This window comes from Dokdonella sp. (assembly GCF_035511235.1).
In the GTDB taxonomy this organism is placed as follows: Bacteria; Pseudomonadota; Gammaproteobacteria; order Xanthomonadales; family Rhodanobacteraceae; genus Dokdonella.
This window is the reverse complement of the sequence record NZ_DATKFQ010000009.1, coordinates 318531-338499: the sequence shown is the minus strand read 5'-3', so window position 1 is coordinate 338499 and position 19969 is coordinate 318531. Positions and strand designations below refer to the sequence as shown.

General features: G+C 72.6%; 14 protein-coding genes. 7 read left to right on the top strand and 7 right to left on the bottom strand.

What is annotated here, in order from left to right; translation table 11 throughout:
* Positions 1 to 35: 35 nt before the first annotated feature.
* On the top strand, positions 36 to 2711 hold the full coding sequence (locus VMR06_RS05610) for an EAL domain-containing protein (protein ID WP_325373895.1): 2676 nt from the start codon (positions 36 to 38) through the stop codon (positions 2709 to 2711).
* Positions 2695 to 5007 (top strand): hybrid sensor histidine kinase/response regulator, encoded by a 2313-nt coding sequence (locus VMR06_RS05605; protein WP_325373893.1) that lies wholly within the window; start codon positions 2695 to 2697, stop codon positions 5005 to 5007. The genes VMR06_RS05610 and VMR06_RS05605 overlap by 17 nt, the downstream gene beginning before the upstream one ends.
* Positions 5008 to 5026: 19 nt before the next feature.
* Here the strand turns inward: VMR06_RS05605 and bfr are convergent, their stop codons facing one another.
* The 4 genes from bfr to VMR06_RS05585 all read right to left on the bottom strand — a co-directional run bounded on the left by bfr (position 5027) and on the right by VMR06_RS05585 (position 7118).
* Positions 5027 to 5497 (bottom strand): bacterioferritin, encoded by a 471-nt coding sequence (gene bfr, locus VMR06_RS05600; protein WP_325373891.1) that lies wholly within the window; start codon positions 5495 to 5497, stop codon positions 5027 to 5029.
* 118 nt (positions 5498 to 5615) lie between these two features.
* Positions 5616 to 5825, bottom strand: coding sequence for a (2Fe-2S)-binding protein (locus tag VMR06_RS05595; RefSeq protein ID WP_325373888.1), 210 nt, complete (start codon positions 5823 to 5825; stop codon positions 5616 to 5618).
* Positions 5826 to 5873: 48 nt separating this feature from the next.
* Positions 5874 to 6413 carry an RNA pyrophosphohydrolase gene (locus VMR06_RS05590; protein ID WP_325373886.1) on the bottom strand — a complete coding sequence of 180 codons (540 nt, stop codon included), beginning with the start codon at positions 6411 to 6413 and terminating at the stop codon, positions 5874 to 5876.
* 114 nt (positions 6414 to 6527) lie between these two features.
* Complete coding sequence (locus VMR06_RS05585; RefSeq protein ID WP_325373884.1) at positions 6528 to 7118, bottom strand: hypothetical protein; 591 nt, start codon at positions 7116 to 7118, stop codon at positions 6528 to 6530.
* A 170-nt stretch (positions 7119 to 7288) separates the two neighbouring features.
* Here VMR06_RS05585 and VMR06_RS05580 point away from each other — a divergent pair, with 170 nt between their 5' ends.
* From VMR06_RS05580 to VMR06_RS05560, 5 genes are all read left to right on the top strand, one after another.
* Positions 7289 to 8614, top strand: a complete 1326-nt coding sequence (locus tag VMR06_RS05580) for a Zn-dependent exopeptidase M28 (RefSeq protein WP_325373882.1) — start codon at positions 7289 to 7291, stop codon at positions 8612 to 8614.
* A gap of 57 nt (positions 8615 to 8671) precedes the next feature.
* Positions 8672 to 9223: a LemA family protein gene (locus VMR06_RS05575; RefSeq protein WP_325373880.1), complete on the top strand. Its 552-nt coding sequence runs from the start codon at positions 8672 to 8674 to the stop codon at positions 9221 to 9223.
* The gene (locus VMR06_RS05570; RefSeq protein ID WP_325373878.1) at positions 9220 to 10971 is read left to right on the top strand and encodes a DUF2207 domain-containing protein; all 1752 of its coding nucleotides are present in this window, start codon (positions 9220 to 9222) and stop codon (positions 10969 to 10971) included. Before VMR06_RS05575 ends, VMR06_RS05570 begins: the two co-directional genes overlap by 4 nt.
* Before the next feature lie 87 nt (positions 10972 to 11058).
* Positions 11059 to 13587 carry a circularly permuted type 2 ATP-grasp protein gene (locus tag VMR06_RS05565; RefSeq protein WP_325373876.1) on the top strand — a complete coding sequence of 843 codons (2529 nt, stop codon included), beginning with the start codon at positions 11059 to 11061 and terminating at the stop codon, positions 13585 to 13587.
* 10 nt (positions 13588 to 13597) lie between these two features.
* A complete protein-coding gene (locus tag VMR06_RS05560) occupies positions 13598 to 14521 on the top strand; it encodes a transglutaminase family protein (RefSeq protein ID WP_325373874.1) in 924 nt (307 codons plus the stop codon).
* Positions 14522 to 14591: 70 nt separating this feature from the next.
* Here the strand turns inward: VMR06_RS05560 and VMR06_RS05555 are convergent, their stop codons facing one another.
* From VMR06_RS05555 to VMR06_RS05545, 3 genes are all read right to left on the bottom strand, one after another.
* Positions 14592 to 15977, bottom strand: coding sequence for a hypothetical protein (locus VMR06_RS05555; RefSeq protein WP_325373872.1), 1386 nt, complete (start codon positions 15975 to 15977; stop codon positions 14592 to 14594).
* 175 nt (positions 15978 to 16152) lie between these two features.
* Entirely contained in the window at positions 16153 to 18594 is a 2442-nt protein-coding gene (locus VMR06_RS05550) for a winged helix-turn-helix domain-containing protein (RefSeq protein WP_325373870.1), read from the bottom strand.
* Between the two features lie 94 nt (positions 18595 to 18688).
* Positions 18689 to 19849 carry an acyl-CoA dehydrogenase family protein gene (locus VMR06_RS05545; protein ID WP_325373868.1) on the bottom strand — a complete coding sequence of 387 codons (1161 nt, stop codon included), beginning with the start codon at positions 19847 to 19849 and terminating at the stop codon, positions 18689 to 18691.
* Positions 19850 to 19969: the final 120 nt, after the last annotated feature.

The window sequence follows — 19969 nt, the reverse complement described above, 5'->3', positions numbered from 1 at the left end:
CCTGGCAGGGTGTCCGAGGTCCACGAGGGGGCACGATGCACGCCGAAGACATCGACGTCGAAGACGCGGAGGACCGTCGCCGAGCCCAGGCGGCGCTGACCGGCCGCGTCGACCGGCTCAAGGCGCGCGGACGGCGCCTGCTCGACGAGGGCTGGGACGTCAACACGCTGATCCTGCTCGCCGACGACGCGACGCGTCTGGCCGAGGTGGGCCGCCACGTCGGTGCCGACGAACTGGTCGAGCCGCTGACCGCGGTGTCGAACCTGCTGCGTCCGTTCGCACGGCCGCCGCGACTGCCCGATGCGGCGACGCGCGACGAACTCGCCGACCGCATCGCCGCCCTGGCCGGCGCCTGCGCGGGCTTCCGGCCCGATGATCCGGTGACGCTCGCCTCGCAGGCGCTGGTCGAGCGCACGCGCAGCGAGGAGAACGGATTTCCGCTGCTGGTCACACCGCCCGCCGAGCATGCGCAGAGCCATGCGCACGTGATCGTGCCGGCGCCGGCGGCCGAGCCGGCACTGCCCGCCGCGGCGATCGCGACACCGCCGCCAGCCGTCGAGCCGGTGTTCCTGCCCGATCCCGAACCGCCGCACGAGGCCGCGCCGCAGGCGGCCGCGGCCCGCTTCGATGCCGACGGCGACGTCGCCGCGACGGCCGCCGCTGCCACCACGCTCGATGCCGCCGGCGAGGCCGCGCGCGAGCTCGCGCTGTGCTACTACCTCGGCGCGGCCGGCGAACTGGCGCAGGCGGTCACGCAGCATCTGGCGCTGCGCGGCATCGTCGTGGAGCGCTTCGATCGCGTCGACGCGCTCAAGAACCAGCTGAGCCGGCATCCGCCGGGGCTGGTCGTCGTCGATGCCGGTTTCGAATCCGCACTCGATCAGATCGGCGCCCTGGTCAAGAGCGCGCGCGAGCGCGTCGTGCACCGCGTGCACCTGGCCGCGTTCTCGGACGGCGGCGACCTGGGCGCGCGCCTGCAGGCGATGCGCGCCGGCTGCGACGCGTTCATCGCGCTGCCGGCCGCGACGCCGGCGATCCTGGCGCGGCTCGACGAACTGGCCGAAGCGCAGGTCGCCGATCCGTACCGGATCATGATCATCGAGGACGACCGCACGCAGGCGCTGTTCGCCGACTCGATCCTGCGCAAGGGCGGCATGCAGACGCTGACGCTGACCAGCGCGCTGACGGTGTTCGACGAGCTGGACCGGTTCCGGCCGGACCTGATCCTGATGGACCTGTACATGCCCGATTGCGACGGCATGGAGCTGACCGCGCTGATCCGCGAACGCGAAGCCTTCGTGTCCACGCCGATCGTGTTCCTATCCGGCGAACAGGACGCCGACAAGCACTTCGAGGCGCTCAGCGCCGGCGGCGACGATTTCCTGTCCAAGCCGATCCGCCCCAAGCATCTGATCTCGGCCGTGCTCAATCGCGTGCGGCGCGCGCGCCGCCAGCAGCGGCGTGCGCCGAGCCTGCCGGCCGAGCCGCAGCCGGCGTCGGGCACGGTCGAGCAGGCGCGGCTGCTCGAGCGGCTGTCGGGCCTGCTCGCGATGGACGACGCCGGCACGCGCAACGGTGGACTGCTGTTCTTCGGCGTCGATACCTCCGCGGCGCAGGAGCGCATCGGCTGGTCGCGGCTCGATCGCGCGCTGGACGGCCTCGGCCGGCAGATCGCCGACGCGCTCGGCGCCGGCGCCCTGCTGACGCGCTGCGGCGACCGCGGCCATGCGGTGCTGATCCAGGACCGCGACGCGCCGACCCTGGCCTCGTGGGCCGCCGCGCAGCGCGCGCGCATCCTCGACGCGCTCGCCGAACCGGCGTTTCGCGTCACGGTCGGCCTGTGCCCGTTCCGCGCCGGCATCGGCGACGCGGCGGCGATGCTCGACGCGGCCGAACGCGCCGCCGCCGAGGCCGGCCTGGCCGGCGTCTCGATCGTGCACGGCGCGATGCCGGTCGATCCGGCGCTCGGCGAACGGATCCGCGCGGCGCTCGAGGGCGGCGGCTTCGATCTGGTGTTCCAGCCGATCGTCTCGCTGCACGGCGAGGAGCAGGCGCAGTTCCAGGTGCTGCTGCGCCTGGCCGGCGAGGACGGCCGGCTGCATACCGCGGCCGAGATCATCCCGGCCGCCGAGCGTGCGGGCCTGATGAGCGAGGTCGATCAGGGCGTGCTTGCGCGCTGTCTGGCAATCGCGGCCGAACGCTACCGTCTCGAGCAGCCGCTGCGGCTGTTCGTCAGCCAGTCCGCGGCCAGCACGCGCGACCCGGCGCATCTGGCCTGGCTGCGGTCGCAGCTGGCCCTCGGCGAGCATCCCGGCGACTGGCTGTCGATCGATCTGCGCCTGGCCGATCTGGACGACGACGCCGAAGCGCTGCAGCGCTTCGTCGCCGGCGCGCGCGCGCTCGGCGTCCTGGTGACGATCAGCGGCTGCGACACTTTGGCCGCGGCCCACCGCATCGTGGCCGGACCGCCAGTAGACTTCGTCAAGCTCGGGCCCGGTCCGGCCGGCGGCCGCACCGACGCGCAATGGGCGGAGCTCAAGGACATCGTCGCCCTGGTCCACGAACACGGCGGCCGCGTGATCGCGCCGCGCATCGAGGACGCGCGCGGCGCCGCCGCACTGTGGAGCGCCGGCGTCGACTACATCCAGGGCAACTTCGTCCAGCAGGCCACTGGCGATCTCGGCTACGACTTCCATGCCTCAGCACCCTGACCCGGCTCCGACCGCGATCGCCACCGCAACCGGGTCGCCCTGGCGCGGCGTCGCGGCGCTGGCCGCCCTCGCGCTGATCGCCGCGGCGGCGCTGGCCGCATGGCGCTGGCCCGGCCACGGCGCCCAGATCGCCGCGGCCCTGGTGCTGGCCGCGATCCTGGTCGCGGCGGCGACCTGGCCGCGCCGCGTGCCGCCGCCCGTCGCGGCGGTCGAGCCGGCACCCGAGCCGCCGCCGATCCCGCCCGAACTGCTCGGCGAGCTCGAGTCGCTGCGCGCGATGCAGAAGGAGCTGGTCGCCGCCAAGCAGACCGCCGAGGCCGCCACGCTCGCCAAGAGCGAATTCCTGGCGACGATGAGCCACGAGATCCGCACGCCGCTCAACGGCATCCTGCCGCTGCTCGACCTGGTGCTGTCGAGCCCGCTGCCGCCCGATCAGCGCGACTACCTGGCGACCGCGCACGACTCGGCGCACGAGCTGCTGCGCATCGTCGACGACATCCTCGACTACTCCAAGCTCGAGGCGAACAAGCTGGAACTGGAGACGGTCGGCTTCGATCTGCGCGAGCTGGTCGACTCGGTCGCGCGCCTGATGGACCGCGCCGCCGGCGCGCGCGGTCTGCGCCTGACCACCGCGATCGATCCCTCGCTGCGGCCGATCCTGCGCGGCGATCCGGCGCGGCTGCGCCAGGTACTGACCAATCTGGTCAGCAACGCGATCAAGTTCACCGAGAGCGGCCGCGTCGCGGTCCAGATCAGCCGTCGCAACGAGACCGGCACCGGCTACTGGATCACCTTCGCGGTGCGCGATACCGGCATCGGCATCGCGCCGGAGATCGCCGAACGACTGTTCCAGCCGTTCTCGCAGGCCGACGCGTCGACCACGCGCGTATTCGGCGGCACCGGCCTGGGCCTGGCGATCTGCAAGCGGCTGGTCGACGCGATGGGCGGCCGCATCGGCGTGCGCTCCGAACCCGGCAAGGGCTCGCTGTTCTGGTTCGACGTGCCGCTGCTCAAGGCGATCGGCGACATCCGCCAGCGCCAGGACCTGCAGGGTGTCAAGGCGCTGGTGCTGTGCGCCGACGCGACCACGCGCGCGCGGATCGACCGCGGCCTGACCACGCTCGGCCTGTCCTGGCAGCCGGCCGGATCGACCGCCGAGGCGCTGGCGCTGCTGCGCGCGGCGGCCGGCGTCGGCGCGGCCTGGAACTACGAGCTGGTCGTGATCGACCGCGCCGGCTTCCGCTCGGAGATCCGCAGCTTCCTGCACGGCCTGCTGCGCGAGGCGAAGATGGAACATCTGCACGTGCTGGTCCTGGACGACGCCGATCAGCTGCCGCCGGATCTCGCGCGCGGTGATCGCGTCGCGCGCGTCGCGCGCCAGCACGAGGCCGGCGAGCTGCGCGAGGCGCTGCACGCGCTGCTCAACGTCAAGCCGCCGATTCCGTCGCTGTCCGACCCCGGCAGCGAGGCGCTGGTGCGCAGCGCCGGCGAACTGGCGGCCACCGACGTCGACACGATGCGGCTGCGCGGCCGCGTGCTGCTGGTCGAGGACAATGCGGTCAACCGCAAGGTCGCCGAGCGCCTGCTGGCCCTGCTCGGCCTGGTCGTCGACAGCTGCGAGGACGGCCGCTCGGCGCTGCAGCGGCTGCAGCACGGCGGCTACGACCTGGTGCTGATGGACTGCCAGATGCCGGTGATGGACGGCTATGCGGCCAGTCGCGCCTGGCGCCGCCACGAGGCGTCCGCCGGACTCCCGCACGTGCCGATCCTGGCGATGACCGCCAATGCGATGCCCGGCGACCGCGAGAAATGTCTGGACGCCGGCATGGACGAATACCTCAGCAAGCCGCTCGACCGCCGCATGCTGGTGCGCATGCTCGCGCGCTGGCTGGCACCAGCGCCGGCCGGCAGCGGCACCGCGGCGCCGGCGGCAGCCGCGGCGATGCCGGCCTCGCCGGCGCTCGACGCCTCGATCGTCGAGGATCTCGTCGACATCATGGGCGACGGCTTTCCGGAACTGGTGCGCATCTACCTGGAGGAGACGCCGCGCCGCGTGCTGCAGCTGCGCGACGCGGCCGCGGAAGGCGACGCCGAGGCGATCGTCGCCTGCGCGCATACGCTGAAGTCGAGCAGCGCCAATCTCGGCGCCACCGCGCTGTCGGAGCTGGCGCGGCGCATCGAGTACGATGCACGCAGCGGCATGACCGGCCACCTCGCGCCGATCGCCGAGGCCGCCGTGATCGAGTTCGAGCGCGTCGCCGCGGCGCTGCGCGAGCTGATCGACCCGCCGCGCTGAGGCGCGGCCGCGCGGCCGCTCAGCTGCCGACCTTGGTCTGCAGGTACGGTACCGCGCCGAGGTCGGCGATCAGGCTCTGCTGGGTCTCGAGCCAGTCGATGTGGTCTTCCTCGGATGCGAGGATTTCCTTGAGCAGGTCGCGGCTGACGTAGTCGCCGACCTGTTCGCAGTGCACGATGCCTTCCTTCAGATCGGGCACCGCGGCGCGCTCCAGCGCCAGGTCGCAGTCGATCGCCTCGACCGGCTTCTCGGCGATGCGCAGCTTGCCCAGCTGCTGCAGGTTCGGCAGGCCGTCGAGGAACAGGATGCGCTCGATCAGGCGATCGGCGTGCTTCATCTCGTCGATCGACTCGTGGTATTCGTGCTCGGCCAGCTCCTTGTAGCCCCAGTTCTTGTACATGCGGGCATGCAGGAAATACTGGTTGATCGCGGTCAGTTCGTTGTAGAGCACCTTGTTGAGGTGCGCGATGACCTTCGCGTCGCCTTTCATCGAATCGTCCTCCGGCCGCGGAACGCGGTATCGGGGGGACTATATCGACGGCGGCGCGGTGATGCTCAAACGAAAATCGCACGCATTGGCGCGTGCAACCGGATGATGCGGTACCGGCTCAGGCGGCCAGTGCGAGCGGCAGCGGAAACGCACGCGGCCGGGTCTGCTCGACCGCCTCGGCGAGGATCTCGCCGGCCAGCGGGGCGCAGGTGCCGCAACAGTCGGAGCAGCCGGTCCGCTCGCTGAGCTCGGCCAGCGTCGAGACGCCGTCGGCGGCGGCCTGGCGGATCTGGTGGTCGGTGACGGCGTTGCAGATGCACACGTACATGGAAGCGCTCCTCAGCGCTCCGCATTTGAATGCAAACGCGAATGATTGTCAACCAGGACCGGCGCAGGCCAGCGAGCCGAGCGTCCAGTCGCGGCTGCGCGGCGCCAGCGGCGCGATCAGCGCCGCGACCGGGGCCAGATGATCGAGCGCCTGCTGGTAGACGCGGCGCTTGAACGTGACCACGTGGTCGGCCGGGTACCAGAAGTCCACCCAGCGCCATTGATCGAATTCCGGATCGGCCGACTCGTCAAGCCGGACGTCGGCGTCCTCGCCGAGCATGCGCAGCAGGAACCAGACCTGCTTCTGGCCGATGCAGACCGGTCGCTGGCGCTGCCGAACCAGGCGCTGCGGCAGGCGGTAGCGCAGCCAGCCGGGCGTCGCGCCGAGCACGTCGACGTGCCGCGGCCGCAGGCCGGTTTCCTCTTCGAGTTCGCGGTACATCGCCTCGATCGGTGTCTCGTCGGTGCGCATGCCGCCCTGCGGGAACTGCCAGCCGTCGCGCGTCACCCGGCGTGCCCAGAACACCCGGCCGTGCGGGTTGAGCAGGATGATGCCCACATTGGGGCGATAGCCGTCGGGATCGATCACGGTTCGCGCTCCGGTTGCGTTTCATTCTTCCACAGCGCGGCGGACCGCGGCAAGAATGCCGCGGACACGCACCGGAGCGCAGGGAAGCGGCCCGCACCGGCGGGCCGCCGGCGTTCAGTCGATCGTGAACTCGGTCAGCGAAACCGGGAAGGTACCGCTCACGTTCAGCGTGTACGGGCCGGCGCCGGGCTCGTCGCCGCCGCTCGGCGGATAGTACGAGTCGACGTAGAAGTAATAGGTCTGACCCGGCGTGAACGAGGACGTCACGGTCGGCGTGCGCTGGCCGCCGACGTCGTCGGTGCCGATCACGCAGCTGTTGGCGTCGCCGCAAGTCTCGAGGATGTAGATCGCCGGATCCCAGCTGTCGGCGCCGGAGATCGAGAACGTCAGATTGTTCGACGCGCCCGGCGTGAACACCCAGATATCCTCCGGGCCGTCGCGGTTGTCGGGCTCCCACGGGTACTCGTCGCAGAGGCCGCCGGTATCCGGCAGGCCCGGCACGTTGTTGGCACCGCCGCTGGTATTGCCGCTGCCGGTCGATGGCGAACCGGTGATTTCGCCGGTCGGCGAAGCGCAGCTGCCGGCCGGCAGGACCGTGGCCGGCGACACCGTCGGGGCCAGGCTGGTCAGCGGCGAGCGGGCCTGGGCGGCACCGGCGAACGCCGTCACCAGGACGGCGGAAAGGAGTAGCGGTGCTGCTTTCATATCGTGGGATCCCCTGAGATTGCGATGGCGAACGGATCCGGAACGGGTGTCGCCGGACCCACCGTGCTGCACCGCGAGATTAGCAAACGCGCCCGGCAGGTAGGAAGCGCCGACGACGGGTGATGCCGGCCCCTTGGCGTTACCATGGCCGACTCTCCGAGGAGCTCCCGATGCGCCTGCGTACCGCCTCGATACTCGCCGTCCTGATCGGGTTCGGCGGCATGCACGCCGCCGCCGCGCAGCCGGTGATGGCCCGGATCGATCTCGCCTCGCCGCAGACCGTGCAGGCGCTCAAGACGGCGCCCGGCGTCGCCTGGTGGGCCGAGTTCGGCGATCACCTGCTGCTGGTCGGCGACACGCCGCGGCTGCTGTCGCAGCGCGGGCTGGCGCCGATGCGCATGCTCGACGGCGTCGATCCGGCACGTCTGTACCTGCACGCCGACGGCTGTGCACACGGCGCGGCCGCCGCACACCGCGAGCTCGGCGTCGCGCTCGCGCGCGTCGGCCACTGGGAACTGCGCGCCCTGCGCGACGGCGAGACCATCGCCGCGGACGATCCGGGCCACTGGCAGCCGCTGCCGCGCAACCGCACGACGATCGGGCGCTACCGCCCCGACGGCGCCGCCGCGACGCCCGATCCGCTGGTCGCGCCGCTGGTCGCGGCGATCGACGCCGAGCGCTGGTACGGCGATGTCGAGACGCTGGCCGGCTGGGACCGCAACAGCTTCGGCAGCGGCATCCTCGCCGCGCGCGACTGGCTGAGCGAGCGCTTCTCGGCGACCGGACTGCAGGTCACCCAGCCGAGCTTCACGCTGCAGGGGCGCACGCTCCATAACGTGGTCGGCACCTGGACCGGCAGCGCCGAGCCGGACGACTGGATCGTCGTCGGCGGCCACTACGACGCGATCGGCTCCGGCTTCGCACCGGGCGCCGACGACAATGCGTCGGGCTGCGCCGGCGTGCTCGAGCTGGCGCGCGCCGCCACCGCGTTCCGTCCGCGCCGCACGATCGTCTTCGTCTGCTATTCGGGCGAGGAACAGGGCCTGCACGGCAGCGCCGCGCACGTAGCCGCGCTGCGCGCCAGCGGCGACCTGGACAAGGTCTCGGCGATGATCAACATGGACATGATCGGCTACAGCCGCGACGGCCAGCTCGACGTGCTGCTCGAGACCAACTCGCAGAACCGTGCCTACATCGAGCGCTTCGCGGCGGTGGCCGCCACCTATGCGCCGGAGCTGGGCACCCTGCTCAGCACCAACCCGTACGGCTCCGATCACATCCCGTACCTGCAGGCCGGCGTGCGCGCGCTGCTGACGATCCAGGGCGACGACACGAACTATCCGCACTATCACGCCAGCACCGATACGCCGTCCAATATGGACGCCGGCGGCTGGTCGCGGCCGATCGGCGGCGCGATCCTGCGCATGAACGCAGCGATGCTGGCCGAGCTGGCCGGCGCCGGCGACCGTATCTTCGCCGACGGCGCCGGCGGTTGACGCGGACTGGCTGGCTCCGGTGGTCCGGCTGGCACGACACGTAACAGGAGACCGAGGGTGACCTGGATCGTAGGGACGATGCTCGCGGCGCTGCTGCTCGGCGCCGTCTGGGTGTTCAACCGGCTGGTGCGGCTGCGCAACCAGATGCGCAGCGCCTGGGCCGACGTCGACGTGCAGCTGACGCGCCGGCACGACCTGGTGCCGCCGCTGGTGACGGCGGTCAAGGCCTACGCCGGCCACGAGCGCGCGCTGCTCGAAGCGGTCACCGACCTGCGCGATCAGGCGCTGACGATCGACGGGCCGGCGCGGCTGGCGCCGGTCGAGGCGGCGCTGGAGCGCGCCGTGACGCGCGTGCTCGCGCTCGAGGAGGCCTATCCGGACCTCAAGGCCAGCGAGACCTTCCTGCAGCTGCAGCGCGACCTGGTGCGGATCGAGGAGCAGTTGCAGTACGCGCGGCGCTACTACAACGGTGCCGTGCGCGACTACAACGATGCGGTCCAGCGCGTGCCGGATCTGCTGATCGCGCAGGCATTCGGCTTCGGCCCCGGCGAGTTCTACCAGGCGCACGAGGACGAGCGGCCGGCCGTCCGGGTGGAGACCACGCGATGAACCGCCTGCGCTCGCGCCTGAGGCGGATCCTGCTCGCCGGCCTGCTCGGCTGGTGCGCAGCGGCGGGTTCGGCTGCCGCCGACGAGCGGATCGTCTCCTATGACAGCGTCGTCGCGATCCAGGCCGACGGCATGCTCGAGGTGACCGAACACATCACGGTCCGCGCCGAAGGCGGCCAGATCAAGCGCGGCATCTACCGCGACTTTCCGACCCGCTATCGCGACCGCTACGGCAACCGCGTGGTCGTCGGTTTCCAGATGCTCGGCGTCGAGCGCAACGGCGTCGAGGAGCCCTGGTTCACCGAGCGTCGCCGCAACGGCGTGCGCATCAACACCGGCGACGACACGGCGATCGAGCGCCCGGCCGTGCACCGCTACACACTGCGTTACCGCACCTCGCGGCAGATCGGCTATTTCGCCGACCACGACGAGCTCTACTGGAACGCGATCGGCACCGGCTGGGCGTTTCCGATCGATGCCGGCAGCGTCGAGGTCACGCTGCCGCAGCCGGTCCCGGTGGCCGCGCTCGCGGCGGAAGGCTACACCGGACCGCAGGGCGCCAAGGGACAGGCGTACACCGCGACGCTGCCCGCACCCGGCCAGGCGCGGTGGCGGCTGAGCGCGCCGCTGGCGCCGGGCGAGGGCTTCACGATCGTGCTGTCGTTCCCGAAAGGCGTACTCGCCGAACCTGCGGCCGGGCAGCGCCTGGCCTGGTTCTTCTCCGACAATCGCGCGTTGCTGGTCGCGCTGGCCGGGCTGGCGATCCTGCTGATCTATTGCCGGGCGCGCTGGCACCGGGTCGGCCGCGATCCGCCGGCCGGCGTGATCATCGCGCGCTACGAGCCGCCGGCCGGCCACTCGCCGGCCGCGCTGCGCTTCATGCGCCGCATGCGCTACGACACGCGCTGCTTCAGCGCCGGCGTGCTCGCGCTCGCGGTGGCCGGCCGTCTGCGCATTCGCCACGACGAGGCCGAGGACGCCGAAGCGCCGTGGTCGCTGCTCGCGACCGGCGCGACCGGCGCCGCACTGCCGGAGGACGAGGCGGCCTTGCTGGCCGGCCTGTTCGCCGACGGCAGCGAGTCCCTGGTGCTCGACAACGCGCAGGCGCAGACGCTGCGCAACGCGCAGAGTGCGCAGCAGGCCGTGCTCGAGAAGGCGTTCCATCCGGCTTTTTTCGCGCGCAACCTCGGCAGCACGCTCGTCGCGCTGGCGATCGCCCTGGCCACCGCGATCGCCGCGCTCGTGCTGGCGCGCACCGGCGGCGGCGGCATGCCGCTGGTGCTGGCGGCGTGCCTGGCGATGTTCGTGGTCGTGATCGTGTTCGGCTTCCTCGTACACGCGCCGACCGCGCAAGGCCGGCGCCTGCTCGACGAGATCGAGGGATTCCGGCGCTACCTCGGCGTCGCCGAGCGCGCCGAGCTCGGCAGCCTGCGCGGCCCGGAGCCGGCGATCGACGCGGCGCATTACGAGCGCCTGCTGCCGTACGCGGTCGCGCTCGACGTCGAGGAAGCCTGGACGCGCCGCTTCACCGCCGCCGTCGGCACCGCGGCGGCCGCCGCCGCGACCGCCGGCATCGCCTGGTACCACGGCAGTTCCGTGCTCGACCCGACCCGGCTGACGCACGCGGTCGGCAGCGGCCTCAGCGCGACGATCGCGTCGGCCTCGACGCCGCCCGGCAGCGGCTCCGGTGCCGGCGGCGGCGGTTTCTCCGGCGGTGGCGGAGGCGGCGGAGGCGGTGGCGGCCGCTGAGCGCGACGGCGCCGGCTTGCCGGAACCTGAATGCATGGTCATTCTTCGCGCATCGCCCGCTGCAGACCGCGCGCACCGAACGACCGCATGACGCCCAGCCCCGATCTTCGCACCGCCGCCCTGCTCGGCCAGTACGAGCTCGACCCGGCGCGCCATCACGAACTGCTCGACGCGCGCGGCGAACTGCGCGCGCACTGGCGGCACTTCATGACCGGCATCGAGCGCGGCGGCGCCGCGCAGATGCGGCATCGCCTGGACCTGGTCGCGCGCCAGATCCGCGAGAACGGCGTCACCTACAACGTCTACGCCGACGCCAAGGGCACCGACCGGCCATGGGAGCTGGACCTGCTGCCGCAGATCCTCGAGGCCGACGAATGGCAGACGCTGGCCGCCGGCGTCGCCCAGCGCGCGCGCGTGCTCGATGCGGTCCTGGCCGACCTGTACGGCGCGCAGCGCCTGCTCGCCGACGGCCTGCTGCCGCCGGAACTGATCTTCGGCCACGACAACTTCCTGTGGCCGTGCCAGGGCATCGTGCCGCCGGGCGGGCGTCATCTGCACCTGTACGCGGTCGATCTGGCGCGCGCCCCGGACGGCCGCTGGTGGGTCGTGGCCGACCGCACGCAGGCGCCGTCCGGTGCCGGCTATGCGGCCGAGAACCGGCAGATCATCTCGCGCGCGTTTCCCGAGCCGTTCCGCGACCTGCGCGTGCAGGACATCGGCGGCTTCTTCCGCGCGCTGCAGACGACGCTGCAGCGCCTGGCGCCGGCCGCGCCCGGCGAGTCGCCGCTCGGCGTGCTGCTGACGCCGGGCCGCTTCAACGAGACCTATTTCGAGCACGTCTATCTGGCGCGCCTGCTCGGCATGCCGCTGGTCGAGGGCCAGGATCTGATCGTGCGCGCCGACACGGTGTTCATGAAGACGCTGGACGGCCTGCGCCGCGTGCACGCGATCCTGCGTCGCGTCGACGACGACTACTGCGATCCGCTGGAGCTGCGCGGCGATTCGGCGCTCGGCGTGCCGGGCCTGCTCGCCGCAGTGCGTGCCGGCCGCGTGCTGGTCGCCAATGCGCTCGGCAGCGGCGTGCTGGAATCGCCGGGCCTGTTCGGCTTCCTGCCGGCGGTCTGCCAGCGCCTGCTCGGCGAACCGCTAAAGCTGCCGGCGGTCGCGACCTGGTGGTGCGGCGAACCGCCGGTCTGCGCCGAGGCCTTGAACGAGCTGCACCGTCTGGTCGTCAAGCCGGCGTTCCCGTCGCGCCGCAGCGAACCGCTGTTCGGACCCGAACTGGGCCGCGCGCGTCTCGGCGAGCTGCGCGCGCGCATCGCGCAGGCCCCCGGCCAATGGGTCGCGCAGGAGCTGGTGCAGCTGTCGCAGGCACCGGTCTGGCAGCGCCAGCACGCGCGCACGCCGATCGTGCCGCGCGCGGTCAGCCTGCGCGCGTACGCAGTCGCGACCGCCGACGGCGGCTATCAGGTCATGCCCGGCGCGCTGTCGCGGATCGCCGCCAAGGCCGGCGCGCGCGTCGTGTCGATGCAGCGCGGCGGCGGCAGCAAGGACACCTGGGTGCTGGCGCCGGCGCGCATCGCCGGCGCCGAACCGCCGCAGCAGCGCCCGCTCGGCGCGCGCGACATCGTCCGCTACGACGACTTCCTGCCGTCGCGGCTGATCGAAAACCTGTTCTGGGTCGGCCGCTATGCCGAGCGCAGCGAGGACACCACGCGCCTGCTGCGCGTCGTGCTGAGCCGCTACGTCGAGACCGGCGGCGGCGTCTCGACGCCGGCGCTGGCCGCCGCGCTCGACACCTGCCGCCACCTGGAGCTGATCGCGGCCGGGCGGCCGGTGCGCGAGGCGCTGCTGGCCGCGGTCACCGACGACGCTGCGCCGAACAGCCTCGCCCAGGTGCTCGGCGGCCTGCTCTGGTCGGCCTCGCAAGTACGCGGCCGGCTCTCGCAGGAGAACTGGCGCGGGCTGATGGAGATCCAGCGCGAAGCGCAGGCGCTGGCGCGCGAACGTGCCGACCTCGGCGAGACGCTGGACCTGCTCAATCGCGTGCTGCTGGCGACTTCGGCGCTGGCCGGCTTCGCGTTCGACGACATGACGCGCGACGACGGCTGGCGCTTCCTGGTGATCGGCCGCCGCATCGAGCGCCTGCAGTTCGTCGCCGACGTCACCGCCTGGCTGCTGCGGCATCGGCCGCGCAGCGACGCGGCCACGCTCGAATGGCTGCTCGAGCTGGCCGACAGCATCATCACCTACCGCATGCGCTACGTGTCGGCGCCGCAGGCGATCCCGGCGCTCGACCTGATCGTCTGCGATCCGGCCAACCCGCATTCGGTCGTGTTCCAGGCGCGCGAACTGGCGCGCGAGCTCGAAACGCTGGACGCCCGCTTCGACAGCGCCTGCGCGGCGCGTTTCGCCGCGATCGCCGACCGTCTCGACGGCTGCGACCTGGCCGCGCTGGAGGATTCGCTGTTCGGCGAGGCGCTGCGCGACGAGGCCGCGCGCGCGATCGCCGCCCTGCTCGAGGATGCCGCCGCGACCGCGCGCGAGGTCTCCGACGAGCTGGCGCTGCGGCATTTCGCGCACGTCGACGTCAGCCGTCCGATCGTGTCGGCCTGAGTACGCACCGATGAACGCCAGACCGCTGCCGCGCCGCGCCGCCGCCCGCTACCGCGTCGTGCACGAGACCGAGTACCGCTACTCGAGCACCGTCTCGGTGTCGCGCCAGGCGATGCATCTGGCGCCGCGGGCGTGCGCGCGGCAGCGCACGCTCGATCATCGGCTGACGATCGATCCGCTGCCGACCTATCGCCAGGAGGGCGTCGATTGCTTCGGCAATCCGCTGACGCGCATCGAGATCGACCATCCGCATCGCGCGCTGCTGGTGGTCGCCGAATCGGACGTGACGATCACCGCGCGCGGCGACCTGCGCGATCCGGCCGATTCGCCGGCGTGGGAGTCGGTCGCCGAGCATCACGCCTATCGCGCCGGCCGCGCACCGGACGCCGCGGCACTCCAGGCCTGCCGCTTCCGCGCCGATTCGCCGTTCGTGCGCGCCGGCACCGAGCTGATCGATTTCGCGCATCCGTATTTCGCGCCGGGCACCCCGCTGCTGGTGGCGGTGCACCGGCTGATGCACGCTATCCACCGCCAGTTCCGCTTCGACACCGAGGCCACCCAGATCGCGACGCCGCTGCTCGAGGTGCTGGCTCAGCGCCGCGGCGTCTGCCAGGACTTCGCGCATCTGATGATCGGCTGCCTGCGCGCGCTCGGCCTGCCGGCGCGCTACGTCAGCGGCTATCTGCTGACCGCGCCGCCGCCCGGCCAGCCGCGACTGGTCGGCGCGGACGCCTCGCACGCCTGGGTGTCGGTGCACTGCCCGCGCAACGGCTGGGTCGACTTCGACCCGACCAACGACGTGCTGCCGGACCTCGGTCACGTGACGATCGCCTGGGGACGCGACTTCGGCGACGTCTCGCCGCTGCGCGGCGTGATCCTCGGCGGCGGCGCGCACGAGCTCGACGTGCGCGTGACGGTGCTGCCGCTGGGCTGAGGCGGCAGCACACAGCCGCTCGCGACGCCGGACGTCCCCGTCCCGAGGTGCGGTGCGCCGGGCCGGCCGGTCAGGGCGCGTAGCGGACGCTGCAGCGCTCGCCGCCGGACCGTCGCGCCAGCAGGCGCTCGCCGACGGCGGGCGGCGCATAGCGCAGCGCAGGCGGCAGCGCGAAGCGGCAATCGGTGTCGACCAGGGTGCCGGCCGCGATCTGCGCCGGCGGCGCCGCCTCGAAATCGTCGGCGAACAGCACGTCGTCGACCACGTCGGGCTCGTAGACCTGAGCGCCGCCGCGCGGCAGCGGCGGGTTGTCCGGATCCAGGCCGCCGGCGACCAGGGCGCGGCCGCCCGGCAGCGGCGCGACGACGTGGTAGATATGCTTGCGCAGCATCGTCAGGCGGCGCTTCGCGCCGCCGGCGACATCGATCAGATCGGCCGTGTTGGCCTGGTCCTGATCGCCGCCGGCGAACAGCACGCGACCGTCGCCCAGCGTCACGCCGAGGCCGAACAGCGGCCGATCGGCCAGTGGCGCGCCGATCGCCGAGAACTGGCCGGTCGCCGGATCGAGCAGCTCGGCGGCGGCCGGGGCCGGCAGCATCTTGACGTCGAACGCGCCGTAGGCGACCAGCACGCGGCCGTCACCGAGCAACGCCGCGGCGTGGCCGGCGCGGCCCTGCGCCATCGTGCCGGGCAGCAGCGTGAACTGCGCGGAAGCGGGGTCGAAGCGCTCGACCGTGGCCAGCGCCTCGTTGACGACGCGGATCTCGCCGTCGACCTCCTCGACCGTCTCGCGGTAGCCGCCGATCACGACCGCCCCGCCGTCGGCCAGCGGCAGCAGCGCGGTCAGTCCACGCGATGAACTCATCGCGCCGGCCGCGCTGAACTGCCCGGTCTGCGGATCGTAGAGCTCCACGACCTCGGTATCGCGCAGCGTCGACACGCCGCCGCCGAGGTCCAGGCAGGGCCCGCAGCCGCGGCCGCCGGCGATCAGCACGCGGCCGTCGGCCAGCAGCGTGGCCGAGCCGAGATCGCGCTCGACCAGCAGCGGCGCGGTCGCGCTGAACGTGCCGGTGGCCGGATCGTAGATCTCGGCCGGCGTGCCGGGATCGCCGTTGAGCGGCGCGAACAGGTCCCCGCCGTTGAACACGAGCACGCGGCCGTCGGCCAGACGGACCGCATTGTGGTCCTGGCGTGCGGTCAGCATGTCGCCGGTGGCCGTGAACGTGCCGGTGGCCGGATCGTAGATCTCAGCCTTGCGTGTCTTGGACATCGCCGCCGGGCTGATGCGCCCGCCGGTGATCAGCACGCGGCCGTCGGCCAGCGGCGTGGCGACCGCCTTCTGGCGTGCGGTGATCATCGAACCGGCGGCGACGAAGCCGTCGGCCGCGGCCGGCGCGGCATCGAGGCCGAGCGCGGCGGCGAGGAGTAGGGGAAGTGCAGCGTGGCGAAGGGACATGGCGATGTTCTCGATGGACGTGGGAGCCGGCGGCGCGTCAAGCGCGCCGGACCGTGCCGCTGGATACCCCGATGCTGCGCGAGGCGCATTCGCTTTGCGCTAGCGCGCCGCATGATCGATGCCGCGCAGACTCCAACCGATTGATTCTAAAAAAACTCGTCGGAACGGAGCGCGCTCAGGGCGCAGCCGCCGAAGCGGCCAGGAAATCCGGCCGGCGCAGCTCCTCGGGAATCTCGCGCTCGCCGGCGAGCCGGATCGCGCGGTCCAGGCTGAGCCGCCAGGCGCTGTGCCGCCCCTGCGCGCGCAGCACGCGCAGTTCGATCAGCGCGGCGACGAAGCTGCGCCGCGGCATCGCGTCCAGCGTCGCGAGCACGCCGCCGGCGCGATCGATCGCGCCATGCGCCATCAGCCACGGCACGTAGGCCTCGGCGATCCGCTCGCGATCGATCGGGATCGCCTCGGCAACGCCGGCGGCCGCCTCGAATGCACGGTCCGCGGCCGCCGCGTCGCCGCGGGCCACCGCGACGTCGGCGTCGATCAGCGACAGGTAGACCTCCGCGTAGGCGTGTCCGGCGAGCCGGCGCGCCAGCTGTGCGCGGACCGCCGCCGCCGCCGACGGGTCGGCCGGCAGCGCGGAGCGGGCCAGCAGCAGATGCAGATGGGCCAGATCGCGACCGTCGCCGGTGGCACAGACGTCGCCGCTGCACAGCACGCCGAGCGCGCGTCCGATCGCCTGCCGGGCCTGCTCGGTGTCGCCGAGCGCCCAGGCCTGGCGGGCTGCGATCGAATGCGCGCGGTAGGTGTTCGGCAGCGGGCCTGCGGCCGCCTCGCGGGTGGCGCGATCGAGCAGCGGTGCGGCGGCGCGCAGGCGGCCATTGGCGATCAGCACCTCGGCGCGCGCCAGGTCCAGCGAGGTCTGCAGCTGCGGCCACTGGCTGCGCCCGGCCAGCGCCGCGAGCCGGCCGTCTTCGGCCAGCGCCGAGACCGGATCGGCGAGGTCGAGCAGGGTCGTCACCAGGTGGACGCGCGCGACCGACTCGTCGTCGGTGGCCTGGAACAGACTCAGCCGGTCGGCGGTCCGCTGCAGCCGCGGCAGCGCCTGCTCGATCAGACCGCGCTGGCGCAGCGCGATACCGAAGTTGGAGTCCACGCGCGCCGCGTCGAGCCAGTTGCCGGCGCCGGCATGCAGCTCCCGAGCGCGCGCATAGTCGGCGAAGGCCGCCTCGTAACGGCCCTGCAACGAGGCGGCGACCGCGCGGCCGTGATAGGCGCTGCCGAGCTCGCCGGCTGCGCCGCCGGCGGCTTCGAGCAGGTCGATCGCCTGCTGCGCCCGCTCCATCACCGCGTCGGTATCGCGGCGCACCAGCGCAACGTTCGCCAGGCCGATCAGCGCCCGGGCGCGCCAGTCCGGCCGATCCTTCGCCAGCGCGGCGAAGCCGGCCTCGGCCTGTTCGAAGCGGCCGGCCCGGAACGCCATCCACGCCAACCGGAGGTCGAGTCCGGGTGCGTCCGGGCGGGTCGCCCGCGCGTCGGCGAGCAGATCCGCCGCCGCGTCGGGGCGCCCGCCGAGATGGATCGCCTCGGCCTTCTTGAGCACGAAATCGAGCGCCGCATCGCCGCCCGCCAGCGGCTGCGACGCCGGCGCCCGGGCCGGCGGCAGGTGGCTCGCCAGGCGGTCGGCCGCGTCGCGGGCCGCGTCCAGCACCTGCCCCGCCTCGGCGGCCACCTCCAGCGGCGCGGCACCGTGCACGACGGCCAGGCGGACCCGCCAGCGCGATCCGGACCGCTCGATCGCGACCGCGATCACGCGCTCGGCCCGCGTCACGCCGGCCAGGCGCGCGTAATCGGACGCGTCGAATGCGGCCACTGCCAGCCCGCGCGTCAGCGTGGCGACGTCGTCGCTCGGCACCACGATCTGTCCGGCATCGGCCAGGCGCTCGCCGACCAGGGCCATCACGCCCAGGCGCAGCCATGCCTCGTCCGGACCCGCCTCGAGCGCCGCCGGCAGCACCAGCAGCGGGCGCGCTTGCGCGATCGTCTCGTCGCGATCGGCCGCGGCCGGCCGGGGAGCCGCCGCCGCGGGCAGCGGCTGCGGCGCGGCGCGCGGCCACCAGACGCCGGCGGCAGCCGCAACCGCCAGGGCGACGGCCAGACCGGCCGCCACGCGCCGCGAGCGGCGCGGCGCGGGCGCCGCCCGATCGCAAGCGTGGGCACCGCCGCCGGGGTCGCCCTCGGCATCTGCGGCGGCCGATGCGGACGCGGTGCCGGCTGGAGATGGCGCCGCCCCGGGCGCGCCGTCCAGGCACCGCGTCGGCGCGATCCACTGGTAGCCGTAGCCCGGCAGCGTACGGATCACCCTCTGCTGCTCGCCGGTGTCCTCGAGCAGCCGCCGCGCACGCACGACGAGCTGGCCGAGCAGGTTGTCGCCGCTGTCCGGGCGCTCCCAGATGACCGCGATCAGCTCGTCGCGGCCGACCGCGCGCGCGCGATGCTCGAGCAGATGGACGATGCAGTCGAACAGGCGCGTCGGCAGCGGGATCGCCTCGCCGTCGCGATACAGCAGCCGCGCATCGACGTCGAGACGGAAGCGGCCGAACGCATAGATCGGAGCAGGCATGCGCGGTAGATACGTGGCGCTCCGGCGCAGGTCAAGCCGCCGCAGCGGTCCGCGCGAGGCGGCGCCCGCGGGCGCCGGCGCGCGGACCGGAACCTCAGCGCACGCCGCTCTCGTTGCGCGCGATCACCAGGCGCTGGATCTCGCTGGTGCCTTCGTAGATCTCGGTGATCTTGGCGTCGCGGAAGTAGCGCTCCAGCGGCATCTCCTTGGAGTAGCCCATGCCGCCGTGGATCTGCACGGCCTGGTGCGCGACGAACATCGCCGCCTCCGACGCGTAGAGCTTGGCGATCGAGGCCTCGGTGCTGAAACGGCCGCCGGTGCGGGCCGCCTCGCTCTTGGCGAACGCCGCGCGCAGCGTCAGCAGCGTGGCCGCGTCGAGCCGGCACTTCATGTCGGCGATCTTGGCCTGGATCATCTGGAACGAGCCGATCGCATGGCCGAACGCCTTGCGCTCGCGCACGTACTGCAGGCTGGCCTCGTAGGCCGCGCGCGCGATGCCGACCGCCTGCGAGGCGATGCCGATGCGGCCGGCGTCGAGCACGCCCATCGCGATGCCGAAGCCCTTGCCTTCCTGGCCGAGCAGATCGGCGGCCGGACAGACGTAGTCGGTCAGCTCGATCTCGCAGGTCGCCGAGGCGCGGATGCCGAGCTTGGGCTCGGTCTTGCCGGCGTGGAAGCCCGGCCGGCCGGTGTCGACGATGAACGCCGAGACGCCCTTGGCGCCGATCCCCGGCGTGGTGATCGCGAACAGCACGATGTACTTGGCGACCGGACCGGACGTGATCCAGCTCTTCTTGCCGTTGATGACCCAGTCGCCGTTGGCGTTGCGCGCGGCGCGCGTGTGCATGTTCGAGGCGTCCGATCCGGACTGCGGCTCGGTCAGCGCATAGGCGCCGATCGCCTCGCCTGCGGCGATCGCGCGCACGTAGGTCTGCTTCTGCTGCTCGCTGCCGTAGCTCAGAATGCCGTTGCAGAACAGCGAGTTGTTGACCGACATGATCGTCGAATGGGCGGCGTCGGCGGCGGCGATCTCGATCATCGCCAGCGCGTAGGCCACCGTGTCCATGCCGGCGCCGCCGTATTCGGGCGCCACCTCGATGCCCATCAGGCCGAGCTGGCCCATCTCGCGGATCGTCTCGAGCGGAAATTCGCCGCTGCGGTCGAAGTCGGCGGCGATCGGTGCGATGCGCTTCTGCGCGAAGTCGCGCGCGATCGCCTGGATCGATAGCTGGTCGTCGGTGAAACGGAAATCCATGAGGCGGCCCGCAAAAAAAGGGCTGCGATTCTACCGCGAGCCCTCCGACCGCCGTGCTGCGGCGCAAAAGACACCACGTGCATCGCATTGACGGACCCGGGCCCGGCCGTTACGCTGCAC

Coding starts and splice junctions, on each gene's coding strand:
- VMR06_RS05585 (WP_325373884.1), bottom strand. CDS start 7,118: ATGAAAGCAGCACCGCTACTCCTTTCCGCCGTCCTGGTGACGGCGTTC.
- VMR06_RS05555 (WP_325373872.1), bottom strand. CDS start 15,977: ATGTCCCTTCGCCACGCTGCACTTCCCCTACTCCTCGCCGCCGCGCTC.
- VMR06_RS05610 (WP_325373895.1), top strand. CDS start 36: ATGCACGCCGAAGACATCGACGTCGAAGACGCGGAGGACCGTCGCCGA.
- VMR06_RS05580 (WP_325373882.1), top strand. CDS start 7,289: ATGCGCCTGCGTACCGCCTCGATACTCGCCGTCCTGATCGGGTTCGGC.
- VMR06_RS05605 (WP_325373893.1), top strand. CDS start 2,695: ATGCCTCAGCACCCTGACCCGGCTCCGACCGCGATCGCCACCGCAACC.
- VMR06_RS05560 (WP_325373874.1), top strand. CDS start 13,598: ATGAACGCCAGACCGCTGCCGCGCCGCGCCGCCGCCCGCTACCGCGTC.
- VMR06_RS05550 (WP_325373870.1), bottom strand. CDS start 18,594: ATGCCTGCTCCGATCTATGCGTTCGGCCGCTTCCGTCTCGACGTCGAT.
- VMR06_RS05565 (WP_325373876.1), top strand. CDS start 11,059: ATGACGCCCAGCCCCGATCTTCGCACCGCCGCCCTGCTCGGCCAGTAC.
- VMR06_RS05570 (WP_325373878.1), top strand. CDS start 9,220: ATGAACCGCCTGCGCTCGCGCCTGAGGCGGATCCTGCTCGCCGGCCTG.
- VMR06_RS05595 (WP_325373888.1), bottom strand. CDS start 5,825: ATGTACGTGTGCATCTGCAACGCCGTCACCGACCACCAGATCCGCCAG.
- bfr (WP_325373891.1), bottom strand. CDS start 5,497: ATGAAAGGCGACGCGAAGGTCATCGCGCACCTCAACAAGGTGCTCTAC.
- VMR06_RS05545 (WP_325373868.1), bottom strand. CDS start 19,849: ATGGATTTCCGTTTCACCGACGACCAGCTATCGATCCAGGCGATCGCG.